The sequence below is a fragment of the Desmonostoc muscorum LEGE 12446 genome (genome assembly GCF_015207005.2).
In the GTDB taxonomy this organism is placed as follows: Bacteria; Cyanobacteriota; Cyanobacteriia; order Cyanobacteriales; family Nostocaceae; genus Nostoc; species Nostoc muscorum.
This window is the reverse complement of the sequence record NZ_JADEXS020000001.1, coordinates 3317681-3335338: the sequence shown is the minus strand read 5'-3', so window position 1 is coordinate 3335338 and position 17658 is coordinate 3317681. Positions and strand designations below refer to the sequence as shown.

Genomic DNA, 17658 nt, shown 5'->3' with positions numbered 1-17658 from the left:
AATACTAGGCAATGCACAAGGCAAAGAAAGTAAATTTAGAGTTATTGGTATTACCAAAAAGTAGCAAATTCCTATAAAAAAGACATTTTTAGTGATAAATAGAGACACTGATCCTATCTTCATCTCAAATCATTGACTGTGACCTCTAAAAATCATCCCTGCAACTTGCGGATTGTAACAATTAGCAAAAATAAATTTCTCTGCTACATCAACAATTTCTGGATTACTCGCTTCCCAACTATATTCCTGACGCGTTAATGTAAACTCGCGGTTATTGCACCGAGTAGTGACGCGATCGCTGTATCCTAGTTTTAAGTCGCGCTGTGGCCGTGGCATAAGAAGAATTTGTCATCCTAAGAGGATGTTTCAAAAGTTCTCTTGTCGGTAGCAAAACGTTCTAGATCCCCCTAAATCCCCCTTAAAAAGGGGGACTTTGATTCCGGTTCCCCCTTTTTTAAGGGGGGTTAGGGGGGATCTAAAAGCGCCTAAAATCACAGCGAAACACTTTTCAAACATCCTCTAATTCTCCCCATAATATCTATGCCCTTTAACAATTTTTTTCATAAAACCCCAAAACCTGAACCCGCAGAGATGACTGGTTTAATCAAAATATCGGGATGTGACAACCCTAAGCGGTGCGGGGATGTGATTTTTGTTCACGGCTTAGGTGGTCACGCACGCGGAACTTGGCATCCGCAAGAACTACGGGACGACGATAATTTCTGGTTAACGTGGCTTGCACAAGAAAGACCAGATTTAGGTATTTGGTCTTTTGGCTACAACGCTGAACCCTTTGAATGGAGGGGTTCAACAATGCCACTATTTGACCGTGCTAGTAATTTATTGGAATATTTACAAGTTTATGATTTTGGAAAATACCCAATAATTTTTATCACTCATAGTATGGGTGGATTATTAATCAAAGAAATGCTGCGTAATGCTCAGACATTAAAAAAAAAAGCAGTGATTCAACAGACAAAAGGCATTGTATTTCTCTCCACTCCTCACACTGGTTCTCATCTCGCTAATTTAGTCGATAAAATTGGTATTTTGGCACGAACCTCTATCAGTGTTGATGAACTAAAACTACATATTCCACAACTGCGTCAACTTAACGAGTGGTATCGGCAAAATGTTGATTCTTTGGAAATTGCGACAAAGGTTTATTTTGAAACAAGACCCACCAAAGGCTTTTTAGTTGTAGACCCAGATAGTGCTAACCCAGCCATCAAAGATGTCCAACCTACTGCTACAGATGACGACCATCTTTCTATCACCAAGCCAAAATCAACAGATAATTTAGTCTACAAGGGAGTAAGTCAGTTTATTAAGCAACAATTGTTAATTAATCTAGGCATTGTTGAACAATCAACACCAAAAGCAAAAGAGAATAACTCTTCAGTGATTTTTGAAAATGCTGATGGTCAAGTTCCTCTTAACTCCCCTTTTTATATCGAGCGTCCAGAGGTGGAAATTAAATGTTATGAATCCATCCTCCAACCAGGGGCATTAATCCGCATCAAAGCGCCGCAAAAGATGGGTAAAACTTCTTTAATGAGCCGCATTCTTAACCATAGTCAACAGAAAGCTTATCGCACAGTTTTGCTGAATTTATGGAGTAAAGAAAATCTTACCGATCTCAGTAATTTTTTACAGGGATTTTGTGCAATTTTGAGTGATGAATTAGGACTAGAAGAACAAATAGATAAATATTGGAAAAGACGCTTAAGTAGTCAAGTTAACTGCACTAATTATTTAAAAGACTATTTATTAAAAAATATTGATACTCCCTTAGTATTAGGCTTAGATGATATTGATAAAATTTTTCCTTATACCGAAATTGCTCAAGAGTTTTTTGCTCTACTCCGAGCTTGGCATGAAAACGGTAAAAACGAGGAAATCTGGCAAAAATTGCGTTTAGTAATTGCACATTCTCAAGAAGTATATGTTTCTCTAAATGTCAATAAATCCCCCTTTAATGTAGGCTTACCTGTTGAAATAGGAGAATTCAATGCCACGCAAATAAAAGAGTTAGTGCAACGACATAAATTAAATTGGTCAGATACAGAAATCGGACAATTAAACGGAATGATTGATGGTCATCCTTATTTATTAAGGACTGCTCTTTATCAAATTGCCACAGGTAATTTAACTTTAGAACACTTTCTAAAAGTTGCTCCCACTGACGAGGGATTATTTAGAGGCTTTTTACATCCCTATCTTTCACTGCTAGAAGAAGATAAATTGTTGAAAACAGCATTCCAAAAAATTATCAAGAGTGATATTCCTGTTCAATTAGACTACGCACAAACTTTTAAATTACGCAGTCTAGGCTTAATTAAATTTAAAGGAAATGAAGTTCAATGCCTTTGTAATTTATATCGCCTTTATTTTCGAGAACGCTTATCCGAATGATGGCACCCAGCTTGAGAGGATGAAGCATCAATATAGCAGGAAAATGATTAGCGATGCCTACGGCAGCAAGCTACGCACTCCATCATACCTCAATTTTTATACAGGCGATCGCACTCCATCACACCCCAAGTTTTATAAATGCGATCGCACTAGTCAAATCAACTTAACAAAGCTTTCGCCGTCCCTTCTGGCAAGCATTACAAGCAGAAGTTTTCGGTTCAAAATCAATACAACCAATTGCTTGTTCTGAACAAGGTTTTTTTGGGTGTACAGTACATTTGAGGCGATAATCATTAGTGAAATAATCACAACCAGAGCAAGGAATTTCATGCAGAGTTTTTAAATGAATTATTCCTTTTTTCAAGGTTAACCAGAAACTCGAAATAAATAAAATAATTACTGTCCAAGTGCAAAAAGCACACAAAATCATAGCTAACATTTAGTTATCCTCATAAAAATTCCAAAAAAATGCCCACAGTCTACTGCTTTCCACCGCAGGCATAGGAGTTTATTTAGCTAGAGTTGAGCGAAAATTAATTCAGGTAATACCAATTCAGACCATTTGTAGAGACGCGATTCATCGCGTCTTTACTTTACGCGGCGATCGCCAAGAAGCACCTACACCAAAACCCAAAGTAGCTAAATGAGGTAACAAAATTAGTCCCTGTTCTCCCATCGGTACATCGGGGTTGTAGCGAGAGATTTCAAACCATGTAAACGCCCCAGCCCAGAGTGTCGTGAGGGCTGCTTGTGCTACATGAGCGCCGATAAATAAGCCAGAGAGGTTGGCGAAGCGGGCGTTACCATTCCACCAATCAAATTCGACGTTGGGATTGCCGTATGTCTGCATGACAGTATTAATTACCACCGCTCAAAAGAATTCAGAATTCAGGAGTCAGAATTCAGTATAAATTGGAGTCTGACTGGCAGATATGAATACCTCAGTCATTGATTTTGGATTCTGAATGCTGAATTCTGAATTCTGGATTCTGGATTCTCAATTCTTCTTCAAAATTAACTTGTAGAAGTGCTAAAAGATAGTGCAGATGCTTCCACCAAATACAAATTGTGGCGTTCCCAAAAACTCACAATTTGTTCGCCAACTTGTTGAGGATAAAAGTAGTGAAAAAAATGATATCCTTGTGGGCATTCCCAGAGATCATCTTCTGGCTTGAACCAATTCATCCAGTCATGCAATGCAAGTGAATTGACAATTGGATCAGTCTTGCTGCCACATATCATCATTGGCATAGAAACTCCACCTTTGGGTAAATAAACCAACTTAAATAAAGAGTGTGACGTGGGAGATTGTTCTAAATCTTTATCTAAAGCAGCTACTAACTTTTTAGTAGTATGGGCTGGTTGATTTCCAAAAAGACTGCGAGCAGTGCTTGCCAAAATTTGCTCGCGGCTGATGCTAAAAAGTTGTCGTTGAAAATAATAGTGAGCGTGCCAAGTGTTGGCAGGTTGGGATGCTACGGCGAGTAGAGTTAGCGATCGCACTTTTTGGGGAAATCGCCGCGCAAAGCTTAAAGCGATTGTACCACCCATACCATGACCGGCTAAATGCACAGGGCGATCGCAGCATTCCAAAAATTCAAACACTAACTCCACAGCTTGGTCTATGGAACTGCCTTCATCTTGACTTTGCTGGTATTCCCAATGGGCGATTTTCAGATGCCTAGACAAATATTTAACTAATGGTTGATCGAAACGCTGCAAAACAGAACTAGCACTTAACCACAAAACATCAAATGAATCAGACATAAATACCTATAACTTCTAAATTATCAATTTGTAAGAATTCAGAATTCAGAATTCAGAATAATTGGAAAATCAACTACAGATGTACGTTGGTGTCAACTTAACGCTAAATCGGCGGTTATAAACCGCGTCTACACAAACAAAACCCACCTACCTGGGTTTCAAATCCTTAATTTTCCATTAGTCCGCACCAGGCGACTTCTCTGCGAGACGCTACGCGAACGCCTGTGTAGCCGCGAATTCTATTCGCCCTGGCTCTAAGTTGACACCAATGACAGCTGTACGGCCTTTAATTTCTACAAACCAAATTCTGTCTTCAACTGAGCAACCCAAGTTTTAATCCGCTCATCTGTTAAATCGGATTGGCTACCTGTATCAAGTGCCAGCCCAACAAACTTGCCATTTCTCACAGCTCTAGATTCATTAAAGTCATACCCATCTGTTGACCAATAACCAACAGTTTTACCGCCCCGCTGGGAAATTTTTTCTTCCAGAATTCCGATTGCATCCTGAAAGTTATCGGCATAGCCATATTGGTCTCCATCACCAAAATAGGCAACCAGCTTCCCATTAAAATCGATTTCATCGAGATCGGGAAAAAAGCTTTCCCAATCGCTTTGAAGTTGACCAATATCCCAAGTGGGAGAGCCAATAATCAGCAATTCATACTCATCAAAAGTAGAAGTATCTGCTTCGTAAATGGGATGTAATGTTACAACATCACCACCAAACTCATCTCGAATTTGTTCAGCAACAGATTCAGTGTTACCAGTTTGAGTACCGAAGAACAGACCAATTTTTTTCGACATGTTGACACCTCATAATTATGGATTGGCGATTCTCTTTCGGAGAGGCTGCGCGATCGCAATAATTTATGCAACGATACCTATACCAATTTGAAAAATGATTGCAACTTCTCAAAAGAAATTCTCAATCCAAAATGGTATGGTTTCTGCAACTCAGAAAAATAAACTGCTATTGGTTAACAGCAGGAAAGCAAATAAAGCTCCTCCGCAGCTACCTACAGTCCACCCAGCATTGAATTCACTCCAACACTTAGCTGTAAGTTTTCCGGTAGTTCCCCTTGGGCAGGTTTGCGCCCTTGGAACGATACGCTGCCATACAGCCACAGGCAAATTGTCATGGCTTTATCTCCTGAGAAAGTTTGCAACTAGCTGAAATCTATAACTAGCTTAATGAATATCTATTGCAATAACTCTGGAAATATCCTACCAGACTTATTGAAAAATTTTTGCATTTAGTAGTTATAAATTTTTGTAAAGTATTTCAGCAAACAACCAAAAACTAAAAGCGATATGACACTTGATTTCTGATGAAGTTCTGTGATGGTCTCCTTTACTTAAACAACTGTAAGTCTATCGAATTACCGTATTATTATTTTAAGAGTGACTAGCCCACTCTGCAAGAAAATAGTTTGAATCAAACGGAAATTCCCCGGATGCCAAAAGATTGGTGTAAAAGGGGCTGGGGAGGATGTGTTTGTCTTGACGATATCCTTACACAATATTCACCATAATTACTGAAGCAAAAAAATACATCGGTAACAGAAGCTAGATAAAGTTAGTTCTTTGTTAATATATGAAATTAGTCCAAATACTAAAAGTGGCTGTAATTCCTGTTTTGAGTGTATTTACCTTTGTATCTGCATCAAATACAGCACTAGCTGACTATTTAAATAGTCAGGGTTCAGGAGGTGATTATCGTTATGAATTATGGTCTAGCGATGATAATAGCAGTTACTACTTAAAAATTTGGTTATATGAAGCAAGTCCAACAAGTAGCCCACGTACTACAACTGGAGCATTTGATTCTAGTAGGGAAGCTTTAATTTATTTCGATTGCAATTACGCCGAGAGAAGTTTACCAGAATGCCCTAAATAATAATTCGTAATTGCTAATTCGTAATTCGTAATTAAAGAATTCAATTACGAATTACGAATTACGAATTACGAATTACACTTCGGCTGGTTGATATTCTTGTTGTCTTTCCACAAAAGTCTGGACACGGGTACGGTAGTTTCTCACAGTCTCATCTACCCAATCGCGATCGTTGCTATTTGCATACAAATGCACTAGTGGTTCGCTGGCATCTGGTAAAACTAATAGCCAACTGTCATCATAGGGTTGGCAAATTTTCACACCATCAATTAATTCTAGATTTTGGGCTGGGTGAGTTTCCACCAAGTAGCGCATTAAAGCACCTTTGGCTGTCCAGGGACATCGGACTGTATAAGTTTTGTGAATTACACGGGGTAATTCTGACCTTGCAGCAGCTAGCGATCGCTCTTGTATTGTTAACATCTCAATGATCTTCGCAATGCAGAACATGGAATCAAATCCTGGATGCAGTTGGGGGAAAATAAAACCAGTTTCTCCACTACCTCCTAACACCACATTCGGATTTTTCTGACAAGCTTCCATCAAAGCTGTAGGGTTAGCTTTGGTGCGAATTACTCTGCCGTCATGGCGACGGGCGACTTGTTCAATAGCACTGGAAGCATGAACTGGGACTACTACTGTACCTCTGGGGTTAGCAGTTAAAATCATGTCTACCATTAGTGCTGTTAACATTTCTCCACGAATTGGGTAGCCTGATTCATCGACTAAAATTAGCTGTTCGCCGTTAGCGGATACTTGTACACCAAAGTTAGCTTTCAGCGCTTCCACTACATGACCTAATTGAGTCAGCAGTCCTTCGCGATCAGTTACGGACATGGCCGTTTTATTGACACTGGCATTCAATACCACTGCATCAGCGCCAAATTTATCTAACATTTGGGGTAAAACTGCCCCAGATACGGCATAAACATAATCAATCACCACTTTTGCCCGACTATTGCGGAGTGTATGAACATGCAAAAGTTTCTCAAAAGCAGTGCAGTAACGGTCAATGACTTGGCTGGGGTAAGATACATCGCCAATTTCATGAATTAGCGCCCGCCGCATATCTTCCTTAAAGTAAGCGCCTTCAATTTTCTTTTCTAGGGCTTTGGTGATATTAATGCCTTTCGCATCCATGAATTCAATCAAAATGTAGTCGGGGCGATCGGGGTGTACCCGCACATGGATACCACCTGCTACTGCCATGATCGGTATAACCGTGCGGGCGATGGGAATAGCTGTGGCATCGAGATTTTGAATATCAATACCTACTGACATCAAACCAGCAATGAGCGATCGCGTCACCATTCGAGAAATATTACGCTGGTCACGGGAAACTGTTACTTTAGAACCAGGTTTCAAGGTAGAACCGTAAGCAGCTCCCAATTTCACCGCGAATTCTGGGGTGATGTCAATATTAGCTAATCCTTGGACGCCACGTTGCCCAAATAAATTCCGCTGGGCAATATTTCCCCAAATCAAGTTAATGTTTAAAACAGCACCTGATTCAATTTTCTTACTCGGCCAAACACGCACACCAGGGCTAATTTGAGCTTCTTCTCCCACCGTAGAAAGCGAACCCACCACAGCAGCTTCTAATACATGGGCGCGGCGGTCTACACGAGTGCCACGGGAAATTACACAGGCAGAAAGATGTGCTTCTTCGCCGATGATTGCTCCATTCCAAACTATCGGACGTTTGAGATTAGCATCAGCGCCAATAGTGACATTATCACCAATTACGGTTCCTGCCTCAATCTGGACTCTTGCCCCGATGCGGCAATTGTCACCAATCACTGCTGGGGTTTCAATTACAGCCGTTTGGTCGATATAAGTATTTTGACCGACCCATAACTTATGAGAAACTTCTTTGTAGGCGCAATCTAGTTGCACTTTTTGGTCTAATGCATCGTATTGAGCTTCCCGATAGGCATCTAAGTGACCGACATCGCACCAGTAACCTTCAGCAATATAACCATACATCGGCTCATCTTTTGCTAAAAGTAAGGGGAATAAGTCTTTGGAAAAGTCGCATTCAGTGTTTGTTGGCAGATATTCCAAAACTTGTGGTTCGAGAATGTAAGTACCAGTGTTGACGGTATCAGAAAAAATTTCACTAGTAGAGGGTTTTTCTAAAAATCTCCGAATTCGTAGTTCTTCATCGGTAATTACCACTCCAAATTCAATGGGGTTAGGAACCCTGGTTAAAATCAAAGTAGCTTTTGATTGTTTTTGTTTATGAAATGCGATCGCTGCTGTGAGGTCAAAATCTGTTATGCTATCGCCGCTAATCACTAAAAAAGTTTCATCAAGAAGTTCGGCAATGTTTTTCACACAACCGGCTGTACCCAAAGGCTGGTCTTCTTCCACAGCGTAGGTCATTTGGACACCAAAATCGCTGCCGTCTTGAAAATAATCTCGTAAGACATCAGGTAAATAATGCAATGTCGCAATAACTTCTGTAATTTGATGTCTTTTGAGCAAATTGATAATATGTTCGGCAATTGGTCGATTGAGGATAGGCACCATCGGTTTGGGCAGATCGCAAGTTAACGGACGAAGCCGCGTTCCCGAACCCCCTGCCATTAGTACTGCACGCATAAATCCTCCTTAATTACTTACAGCCTTTGCTGCTTGAAAACGTGTCAGATATATTTTTTTCTTCTTTCTCTAGTCTCCTATGGATATTGATATTTGAGGAACTTCCACAAGATGCATCTGCGAATAACAGAGTATATTTACTCATTAGACTAATTTGTTTATCCAGAAAAAATCAAAAAAGTAGGTCGGGGTAAGTAATTATCGTTGGGATAAAGCAGCGAGAAAAAGGGTTTGAGCCTTGTTTACACAGTTTGCTTTGATTGTGCAAAGTTACTTAGGGACTTCCAAATAAAAAAATATCCCAAAACTGACGCTAAAACCCTCTGTATTTCTCCTCTCTCTGTGTTCTCTGCGCCTGGAGTGGTAGCCTACGGCAAGCCGCTGCGCGTCTACGTTTATTTGGATAATTTATTTATTGGAAATCCCTTAATCTAAAATTGGAGAGCTTAAATTATGACTCAAGCCTTACGCAAACTAGTTACATTTGATGAATTTGTTGCCCAGTATCCCCAAAACCCACAGAAACGCTATGAATTACATGACGGAATAATAGTCGAGATGCCACCACCCACTGGCGACCATGAAGAGATTGTTGGATTTTTAGTTGGAGAAATAGTTGCAGAATATAAACGCTTAAAACTGCCTTATTTTATCCCGAAAACAGCATTCATTAAACCTACCCAGAGCGAATCAGCTTACTCGCCAGATGTACTGATCTTAAATCAGCCCAATTTAGTGAATGAACCTCTGTGGAAAAAAGAATCTACTGTTAGCCAAGCAACATCTATTCCTTTAGTAGTTGAGGTGGTGAGTACCAATTGGAGGGATGATTATTTAAAAAAAGCAGCTGATTATGAGGCAGTAGGTATCCTAAAATACTGGATTGTCGATTACGCAGCTTTGGGAGGGAGGCGATTTATCGGCAATCCTAAACAACCAACTATCTCGGTCTACTCTTTAGCTGAGGGTGAATACCAAGTTAGTCAGTTTAGGAATGGCGATCGCATTCAATCACCCATTTTCCCAGAGTTGAATTTGACTGCTCAACAGATTTTTGAGTCCAGTATTGTCTAGTCTTTATGTCTCAAAGAGGGGTTGGGGAGAGGTTCATCAAACTCACGTTGATTATGACTCCTAAATTCTTCTTCAAGAGCAAATTAACTTTGCTGGCAATGATAAAGTTGATATTCGTAGCCGTCCACGTTTGGCAAAGATTGAGTATCAGAAATAACACATGTTTTGATGGCTTCTGCCACGGGGGCGTGAAAGTTTACTAACCACAAGTCAAAAGGTCGTGGTAGTGTCTTTAAAGTATTTTCCAGAGCAATGGTAGAAGTATTTGGGCCTTGGTCTTGATGAGCAAGGAGAAACAGAGGATTTTGAGGGAAATTTCCCAGTTTAATTTCCCTAGCTATGCCCATCATTTCCCCAGTGTGTACATAAGTTTTGTGAGTGGTGGCAATCAGTGTTGGTACTGGAGATATCTGTTGAATTAATTGCACAAAAAGGTCAGGGCGATAATATTTTTGATAGCCGAGATTGCACAATACTGTAGTTGCACTAACAAATGCCATTAACCAAATTAAGATTGCAGCTTTTTTCCCATTGATTCCCCATCTGCCTATACTTTTATTGATTAATTCTTTGGGGGGATGCCAACAAACTGCCAAACTTGCTGCTAGTAAAACAATGATACTGGGAAAGTAAATAAAGTGATAGCGAGCGCCCCTAGTTAGATCAATACCTAAAAAATAGGTAAAGATAAAGAACAAAGCGATCGCACTTATAGCAACTCCAGCCACCACCTGAATCATTATCCGGTTTTCTGGGTGTTGTAGTTGAACCTTAATCCCACGCACTAAAATTGGTACTGCCCAAATAAAGAAAATCAGCATCACCAGCCCTGAAGGAATCACAACCAATAGTTGTGTAGATTCAACTGGTAACAGCGAAATCATTGTAATCAATGTTCCTAAAGCTTGAAAAATTGGGCTGATCCAATCTAGTCCATTACGGGAACCTCGAATCCATTCGGTCAAATTATCACGATTTCTATTTTCTAGAAAGATTGGTAACCAAATTAAACTGGCGATCAAAGTACCTGTAGCAACGGCATAGATGCGCTGCCAGCCAGAAGAGAATAGCAGAGAAAATTTTGTGCTGGTTTGTTTTTGATACCAAGCTAGAAACATTAAAACTACTGCTTCAGTGCAAACAGTAAGGCTGAAGAAGTAATGAGTAGCAAAACCCAAAGCATTAATTTCTACCCAAGTAAGTGCTACCCACATCGGTAATGGTGTGCGGTTTTGAAGATGACGTGTGGCAATTACTAAGCAGGTGAGAGAACCAATTACCCACAAGGCTGCTAAACTGTAGTGGCGTGCTTCTTGTGACAAAAAAACAGCGTATGGTGATACTGCCATGATGGCAGCAGCAAAGTTTCCCACCAATGGCGAACGAAATGCTACTCTACCTAATAAGTAAACACAAGGTATGGAGATTGCACCAATGAAAGCTGGTAGCGATCGCGCTGCAAATAGCGATACTAATCCACCTTCACTCGGAAATAATTTCATCCACAAGTAAGCTAAAACAAAATACAGTGGTGGATGGGTATCTTGTGTCACTAAGTTATGAATTACATCACCAATGTTAGCAGCTGGGTTTGGTTGTAGTGGTTGCAATAGGATATCAGGTGCGATCGCTTGATTTAGGGGTACTCCTAAAAAATTATTCCCCAAGCTAAAAACTAAGGTGGAAAATTCATCTGTCCAAGGAGGCTTGGCAGTCAAGTTGATTAGACGCAAGCCGAAGCCGATAATAAACCACATCAAAGGATGAAACCAGCTAGGAAAAAGGGGGGCATACCACTTGTGCAAAGATATCTGTTGCGGGGTAGATTTTTTACCTCTATCAGGCAGAATTTGGGCAGCACAGACAGACAACAACAAGATAATCTTTTTGCAAAAATGGGATGCATCCCCAAAAAAAACTTTCATAGCCAAGCCTCACACTCATGGATTTTTAGATTTGACGTTTTAGATTTAAGTTCGTTCTAAAATCTAAAAACAAAAATTCCAATCTCAAATCCCTCGTTGTGACTATTTCACATCAGTGACGCGCCAGCTGAGTTTCAAATTCACCCAGAAATTCCAGATAGTAGCAACTGCGATCGCAATTAAATTGGCAATATAACGGTTAGGAATCAGGAAATTAAACACTAAATTTAATATCAGTACATTTAATACCAGTCCGGCAAGGCAAATCAGATTAAATTTTACAAAACGTTTGGCGCGTTGGTGCCATTCTTGCTGTCTGGCGCTGACATCAGCAAATGTCCAAGCGTCATTCCACAAGAAATTATTTAAAATTGCAATTTCACCAGCAATGATTTTGCTGCGTGTCAATGGCCAAGCTAAGGTAGTCGGATCGCTCAGTAAGTAAAGCACTGCCATATCCACAAATACCCCACTCAAGCCAACCAAACCAAAGCGGATGAATCGACCAACGGGAAAATTAACTTTTCTTTTAAATCGTCCTACCCTTCCTGTGGAAAGCCGCAACCGCACTAAGTGGTGGATGTAATCTATATATTGCTTCCATGTGACTTTACTCTCACCCTCTGTGCGTTCCCGAAATACATACCCAACTTCGGCTACTTCGTTTACCTTTCCCCGCCCAATTACCTCTAGAAGAATTTTGTATCCTACTGGATTGAGTGCTGCATTGGCGATCGCACTCCGCCGCACCATAAAATAACCACTCATCGGGTCGGAAACTCTCCCCAGTACCCCTGGTAAGATAATTAAGCCTAACAACTGAGCGCCACGGGACAAGAAACGCCTGACTACACTCCAACTACTGACGCCGCCTCCTTCCACATGACGGCTGGCTACTGCCAAATCCGCTCCCTGTTCAATACTACGTAACAGTTGCATCAGCACTTCTGGTGGATGCTGCAAATCCCCATCAATTACCCCCAACACACTTCCCATACCTGCTTGCCAGCCACGAATTACTGCTGAAGACAGCCCTCGTTCCTCTTGGCGTCGCATCACCCGCAACTGTGGATATTCTGTCGTCAAAGATTGTGCTATTTCCCAAGTCAGGTCTGGGCTATCATCGTCTACCACAATTAGCTCATAATTTCCTGGAATTGATTCATCCAGTAACTGACTCAGTATCCTAACTATATTGTTAATATTATCACGCTCTTTATAAGTAGGAATTACTAGGGATAGATAAATTGATTCACTGGTTGTACTTAGATCATTAGGAGGTAATTCTGAAATCTTCAGTGGACCAGTTGGAACTGTTAACAGTGAGTTGGATGAGTTTGTTTTCATATTTCAAATAACATAAGAAGGGTGTAAATACTGGGGTTAATAGACCCGGACACTTGCTGAGTTTCTTGATTCAATCTGCTTTGTTCCGCATTCTGTAATTACTTTTTTGGACTTTGGACAAAAAGAAGTTTGTTCGCGAGTCACACTCGCGAACAAAAAACTAGTCATCAGAAATTACCCCAGTTATTTTACAAACTGAGTCAGACTGAGTTAAACGCCTAAAGCCTAAGAAAATTTATGCGGCTTTGACTTTAGCGAGTGTTGATTTTGACTTCTTCTTGACAACAGGATGCTTAGTTCGTTGTGTTTGAACTTGACCTTGAACTCGACCGATGGAATTTCCTCTGGTTTTGGGAGAACGAGCGGGTGTACCAATCTCTGAAATAATTCTCTGAAAATCGCGTTGCACTACACTTGGAGTGGCAATTTTATCATTGTTTTGTTCTAAATAACGCTCCCATGGCCTGGGTAAGTGTGTTGCTAACTCCCTTGCCGCCCACAACTGTACGTAAGCTAGGATTACTAAATGTATCCAATTTTCCTCATGCAAAACATCTGGAGTTTGAAACTGCGTCATCAACAAACGCTGCTTGCTAAATCGCAGCATGTGTTCAATATCAAACCTTTGTCTATAGCAATGGTTTGCAACCGTAGGTGAGATTTCTCCACGTTGCTCACCTATGACAATTAACCACATTGGTTTCCAGAGAGATTGATTAGTATCATCAGTCACATGAATTCTGAGCAGAGTAAAAGGATGACAATACATTTTTTGGTGCTTGGTTCCCCTCATCAACATTTGATGCCAAGCGAGTATGGTGATGTTTAAAAGACGACCCTTACAGGTTGTCTGCTGAATTTGTGTTGTCTCGTCGGGAGAGTGCCAAGTTTCAACATCAGCTAAATTAAACCGTTCACCGTATTTTTTTGGACAACCACGTTTTTTCTTTGACTCATCAACGGGTGGAGATTGGTAGAAAATTCGATTACTACGAACTCTGGCTATCACTACCACATTTTTGTGTTTGGATTGGTCAAACAGAAATGAACGCTGACTATAGGCGCTATCTGCTACTAAGACGCACAATTTTTCCTGCCAGGGCAGTGATGAATCAGACATTACTGAGGAAATTTGTTCACTACCCACATCAACACCAGTTTTATCAAGTGATACCCTTTCTCCTGATATTGGTATTGACCAAGGGGCGGCATTCCCAGTTTCTTTCTCTGGTAAGATAGAAAGTATCGAATAAGAATGACCAATATTAATCGGTTTGTTACCCTTGATAGTATTTGGCTGGTAAATATACCCACGTTCAGCTAAAGTCCTCGCGTAAGGACGCGGATGCGGTGTTGTATCAAGAGCGAATAAGTAAAAAGGGCGTTGTTGTGGTTGCTTAATTAACTCAGATACCACCCTAATTAAGTTATTGGGTTTTTCTTGTTCTTCTTGTTCTTCTTCTTCATTGTTCTTCTCCTGAATATTTGTATTAAATGATTTTTGAATTGCTTTATAAATAGAATTATAGCTTCTGGGAAACAAAGGACTTAAAGATAACTCCGCAATTGAATTGGCTCCCGTATTACCCGCAAGCGCATCCAACAAATCCATACAGGCGTCGCTACATGAAGAAAAACAGTTGTAAATTTTTTGTCTAAAATCTTGAAATTGCGCTATTAATTGATTGTTATTAAATTTTGGCATAGCCATCAGTATTTACCCAAAGATACTTTGTAGTTGATATTACTATTTGTTGGGGGTCTGATGGCTATGCTTTTTTCTGCTCGTCACTATAAACAAGATTAATCATTCATTTATTCGCGAGTCACACTCGCGAATAAACTTCTTTTTGTCCAAAGTCCAATACTTTTGTTACAGTTTCTTCTTCTGAAAGTTTAGTAATTTACACATTTTAATTTCCAGTATTTTTACTAAATTCATCTAAATTTTATATTTTAGTGGTTATTTATATGGTACTTTCGATTTCGGTTTTTTATACTCTTACGTACTTAATGTAGCATTAATCTCACTCCGTGAGCAAATAGATCATCTATAAATCTTATTTTTATCGAACAGAATAGAGGCGTCAGTCGTCAGTCGTCAGAATTCAGTTGGTTATTCTGACCGAAAAAGCGGATAGCTAGCTCCCGCCGAGTCTTTTCCCTTGGCGCTAGCCTCTCCCTTTGGGAGAAGGGGAGACGCTTTAGAGCAACGAGCGTCGCGTCTTGATTCAGAATTCTGCATTCTTCTTCAATACTTTTTAATCTTATTACGCTTAATAAATCAAGACTTAAAGTGGCATATATATCTTATGGCATGGTGGTCATAATTTCATAACTTTAGGACTTACGTATTGACAGGAAATACTAAATATGGGTGTTGAAAAAACCACATCTGTCGTAGGGAACACTGCTGTGCCCCTACACCCAGGGTCTATCTACCATCAAAGAATGATTAATAAAAGCCTGAAACTATTTATTTTACAAATACAAACCATGATTAATTTGTACAGTGCGTAAGTTCTAAACTTTTGCTCCTTAACCTTGGGAAAATTTTATACATGAATATCAAGTGTTTGGCTATCTAGTAACATAAATATAGGAATTTTAATTTTTGAAACTTGGCTATTTTAAAAAGTTTGAGGATAGGTTGATTATGAATGATTTAGGACTCTAAATTTTGTCTTTTGAGAAATCTATTGTTTTTCGATAAAGGTCGAAATGGTAAAAATAAAGTTTACAGAAAATATAGTAATGGCTATTTTTCAACCGGAGAAAGAATTATTAATGGAGATATTTCCAGATTTTTTTTACTTTTCCAAGAATTTATCAACGTTTAGCAATATATCTAAAACGAAAATTCATAAAAATTAATAAAAACTAAAAAACAGCATAATATAGAGGTAGATACTGTATTGTAAATCTGTCAAAAGTAACACAACAAAATCCCCCAATAGGGCATTGCAAAAAGGAGAAAAATTTTGTTTGTTATTAATTTAATGCCGTTACTTGATTACTTGTTTTGAGTAAATAAATATCTAAAATACAGGGTAAGTTATGCATATTCCTGATGGATTTGTTTCTGTGCCAGTGGCAGGAGCTACTGGTTTAGCGAGTGTGGCAGCACTTTTTATAGCCTTAGGGCGATCGCAAGAGGCTTTTGGTGTGCGTCGCGCTCCCATACTGGGATTAACCACCGCCTTTATTTTTGCTGCCCAGATGATTAATTTTCCAGTAGCAGGAGGTACTAGTGGTCACTTGTTGGGGGGAACCTTAGCGGCGATCGTTTTGGGTAGTCCTTGGGCAGGAACGTTGTGTATTGCCACAGTTCTAATTATTCAAGCCGTGCTGTTTGCTGATGGTGGAATTACGGCATTGGGCGCAAATATTTTGAACATGGCAGTAATTGGTGTTTGGGTAGGGTGGATTTTAACCCAAACCTTGCAGCGGTTATTAGGGGGGGCTAAAGGGCGTTTACCGTTAGCTGCTGGCATTGCAGCTGGTGTCAGTGTAGTAGTAGCTGCTGTAGCAGCAGCCATTGAGCTAGCCCTATCTGGAACTGCGCCTGTAGCCATAGTTTTACCAGCCATGACAGGCGTTCATATTCTAATTGGCATTGGTGAAGGGTTGATTACCGGCAGTGTACTGACTTATTTAGCCACTGCCCGACCAGATTTATTACCAGGCGAACAGCACGAGTTTCGTGGATGGTCAGTGCCCATCGTCAGCATTTTCTTAATTGCGGGAGTGCTATCACTGTTTGCCTCAGCATGGCCTGATGGTTTAGAGAAAGTTGCTGAAAATACCGGTTTCATTGACTTAGCCGGGAAAGTACGGATAATTGTGCCGACTCCCTTAGCTGACTATGAGATTAAGGATTTGGGGCCAATTGGCACTAGTATCGCTGGACTTGTGGGAGCTGCGGTTTGCTTTGCCGTTGCTTTTGGGATTGCCAAGATAGTGAAACCGAAGAATGCCTAAACTTTCCTTACCGCTACGTTTGCAACTGTCTCTAGTGATTGTAGTAGGGGCAGCTTTATTAAAGCACCATGCTTGGTATGGGCTGGGTGTATATGGAGCGATCGCACTTTTGTGGGCTTGGCTGTTGCGCGTACCAATTCGCCAGCTAGGAGGATTAATAGGTACAGAGTTGATATTTTTGTCATTATTGACATTACCCTTGGGATGGGAACGAGCCAGTTTTTTGATAGTTCGTTCCCTGGTTTGTCTGATTACCATGAATAGTTTTTTGTTAACCTTGCCCCCTCACAGTTTCGGGATCGCTCTCAAAAGCTTACCCGTACCAGCACCAATCAAAGAAAACTTGCTCCTAGCTGGGCAATACATGGAAATTTTGCTATCAGAAGTCACACGTATGCGACGCAGCGCTCAATTACGAGGTCTAACTGGAACTGGGGCATGGCTCCGCTACACTAGTGCTGCCATGATTGGAGCCTTGTACCTCCGCAGTCTAGACAGAGCAGAACGAGTCTACGCAGCAATGGTAGCCCGTGGTTACAACGGACAATTGCCCATAGATTCGACCCTCAGACCAAAAGAGCGTTTTGGGTTATTAGTAGCTTGGGCGATCGCTGCTACTGTCACCCTAACTTCTTACAAAATTTAACCG

General features: G+C 40.4%; 14 protein-coding genes and 1 pseudogene. 5 read left to right on the top strand and 10 right to left on the bottom strand.

Annotated features, from left to right (window positions below):
* Positions 1 to 129: 129 nt before the first annotated feature.
* Complete coding sequence (locus tag IQ276_RS14360) at positions 130 to 336, bottom strand: hypothetical protein (protein ID WP_193914582.1); 207 nt, start codon at positions 334 to 336, stop codon at positions 130 to 132.
* A gap of 204 nt (positions 337 to 540) precedes the next feature.
* Between IQ276_RS14360 and IQ276_RS14355 the strand changes: the two genes are divergently transcribed.
* On the top strand, positions 541 to 2415 hold the full coding sequence (locus IQ276_RS14355) for an AAA-like domain-containing protein (RefSeq protein ID WP_193914568.1): 1875 nt from the start codon (positions 541 to 543) through the stop codon (positions 2413 to 2415).
* 163 nt (positions 2416 to 2578) lie between these two features.
* On the opposite strand, the gene IQ276_RS14350 is transcribed toward IQ276_RS14355, so the two are convergent.
* The 5 genes and pseudogenes from IQ276_RS14350 to IQ276_RS40960 all read right to left on the bottom strand — a co-directional run bounded on the left by IQ276_RS14350 (position 2579) and on the right by IQ276_RS40960 (position 5309).
* Positions 2579 to 2854, bottom strand: a complete 276-nt coding sequence (locus tag IQ276_RS14350) for a hypothetical protein (protein ID WP_193914570.1) — start codon at positions 2852 to 2854, stop codon at positions 2579 to 2581.
* Positions 2855 to 3025: 171 nt separating this feature from the next.
* Positions 3026 to 3265, bottom strand: a pseudogene (locus tag IQ276_RS14345) (chlorophyll a/b binding light-harvesting protein); the annotation flags it as partial.
* A gap of 164 nt (positions 3266 to 3429) precedes the next feature.
* Positions 3430 to 4182, bottom strand: coding sequence for an alpha/beta fold hydrolase (locus tag IQ276_RS14340; protein WP_193914572.1), 753 nt, complete (start codon positions 4180 to 4182; stop codon positions 3430 to 3432).
* A gap of 293 nt (positions 4183 to 4475) precedes the next feature.
* Positions 4476 to 4988: a flavodoxin FldA gene (gene fldA / locus IQ276_RS14335; RefSeq protein WP_190875950.1), complete on the bottom strand. Its 513-nt coding sequence runs from the start codon at positions 4986 to 4988 to the stop codon at positions 4476 to 4478.
* Between the two features lie 150 nt (positions 4989 to 5138).
* Positions 5139 to 5309, bottom strand: a complete 171-nt coding sequence (locus tag IQ276_RS40960) for a photosystem I reaction center subunit XI (protein WP_373690532.1) — start codon at positions 5307 to 5309, stop codon at positions 5139 to 5141.
* Positions 5310 to 5778: 469 nt separating this feature from the next.
* Here IQ276_RS40960 and IQ276_RS14325 point away from each other — a divergent pair, with 469 nt between their 5' ends.
* Positions 5779 to 6081: a hypothetical protein gene (locus IQ276_RS14325; protein WP_193914574.1), complete on the top strand. Its 303-nt coding sequence runs from the start codon at positions 5779 to 5781 to the stop codon at positions 6079 to 6081.
* Between the two features lie 72 nt (positions 6082 to 6153).
* On the opposite strand, the gene IQ276_RS14320 is transcribed toward IQ276_RS14325, so the two are convergent.
* Positions 6154 to 8682, bottom strand: coding sequence for a mannose-1-phosphate guanyltransferase (locus tag IQ276_RS14320; protein ID WP_235115662.1), 2529 nt, complete (start codon positions 8680 to 8682; stop codon positions 6154 to 6156).
* A gap of 453 nt (positions 8683 to 9135) precedes the next feature.
* On the opposite strand from IQ276_RS14320, the gene IQ276_RS14315 reads away from it, so the two are divergent.
* Positions 9136 to 9756 (top strand): Uma2 family endonuclease, encoded by a 621-nt coding sequence (locus IQ276_RS14315; RefSeq protein ID WP_193914576.1) that lies wholly within the window; start codon positions 9136 to 9138, stop codon positions 9754 to 9756.
* A gap of 83 nt (positions 9757 to 9839) precedes the next feature.
* Here the strand turns inward: IQ276_RS14315 and IQ276_RS14310 are convergent, their stop codons facing one another.
* The 3 genes from IQ276_RS14310 to IQ276_RS14300 form a co-directional block, all read right to left on the bottom strand.
* Positions 9840 to 11513, bottom strand: a complete 1674-nt coding sequence (locus IQ276_RS14310; protein ID WP_193914580.1) for a glycosyltransferase family 39 protein — start codon at positions 11511 to 11513, stop codon at positions 9840 to 9842.
* A 270-nt stretch (positions 11514 to 11783) separates the two neighbouring features.
* Positions 11784 to 13028 (bottom strand): glycosyltransferase, encoded by a 1245-nt coding sequence (locus tag IQ276_RS14305; RefSeq protein ID WP_193914578.1) that lies wholly within the window; start codon positions 13026 to 13028, stop codon positions 11784 to 11786.
* A gap of 235 nt (positions 13029 to 13263) precedes the next feature.
* The gene (locus tag IQ276_RS14300; RefSeq protein ID WP_228043575.1) at positions 13264 to 14739 is read right to left on the bottom strand and encodes an NF041680 family putative transposase; all 1476 of its coding nucleotides are present in this window, start codon (positions 14737 to 14739) and stop codon (positions 13264 to 13266) included.
* 1346 nt (positions 14740 to 16085) lie between these two features.
* On the opposite strand from IQ276_RS14300, the gene IQ276_RS14295 reads away from it, so the two are divergent.
* Both IQ276_RS14295 and IQ276_RS14290 read left to right on the top strand, forming a co-directional pair.
* Positions 16086 to 17009, top strand: coding sequence for an energy-coupling factor ABC transporter permease (locus IQ276_RS14295; protein WP_193919637.1), 924 nt, complete (start codon positions 16086 to 16088; stop codon positions 17007 to 17009).
* Positions 17002 to 17655 (top strand): energy-coupling factor transporter transmembrane component T family protein, encoded by a 654-nt coding sequence (locus IQ276_RS14290; protein ID WP_193919639.1) that lies wholly within the window; start codon positions 17002 to 17004, stop codon positions 17653 to 17655. The genes IQ276_RS14295 and IQ276_RS14290 overlap by 8 nt, the downstream gene beginning before the upstream one ends.
* The last annotated feature ends 3 nt before the right edge of the window (positions 17656 to 17658 follow it).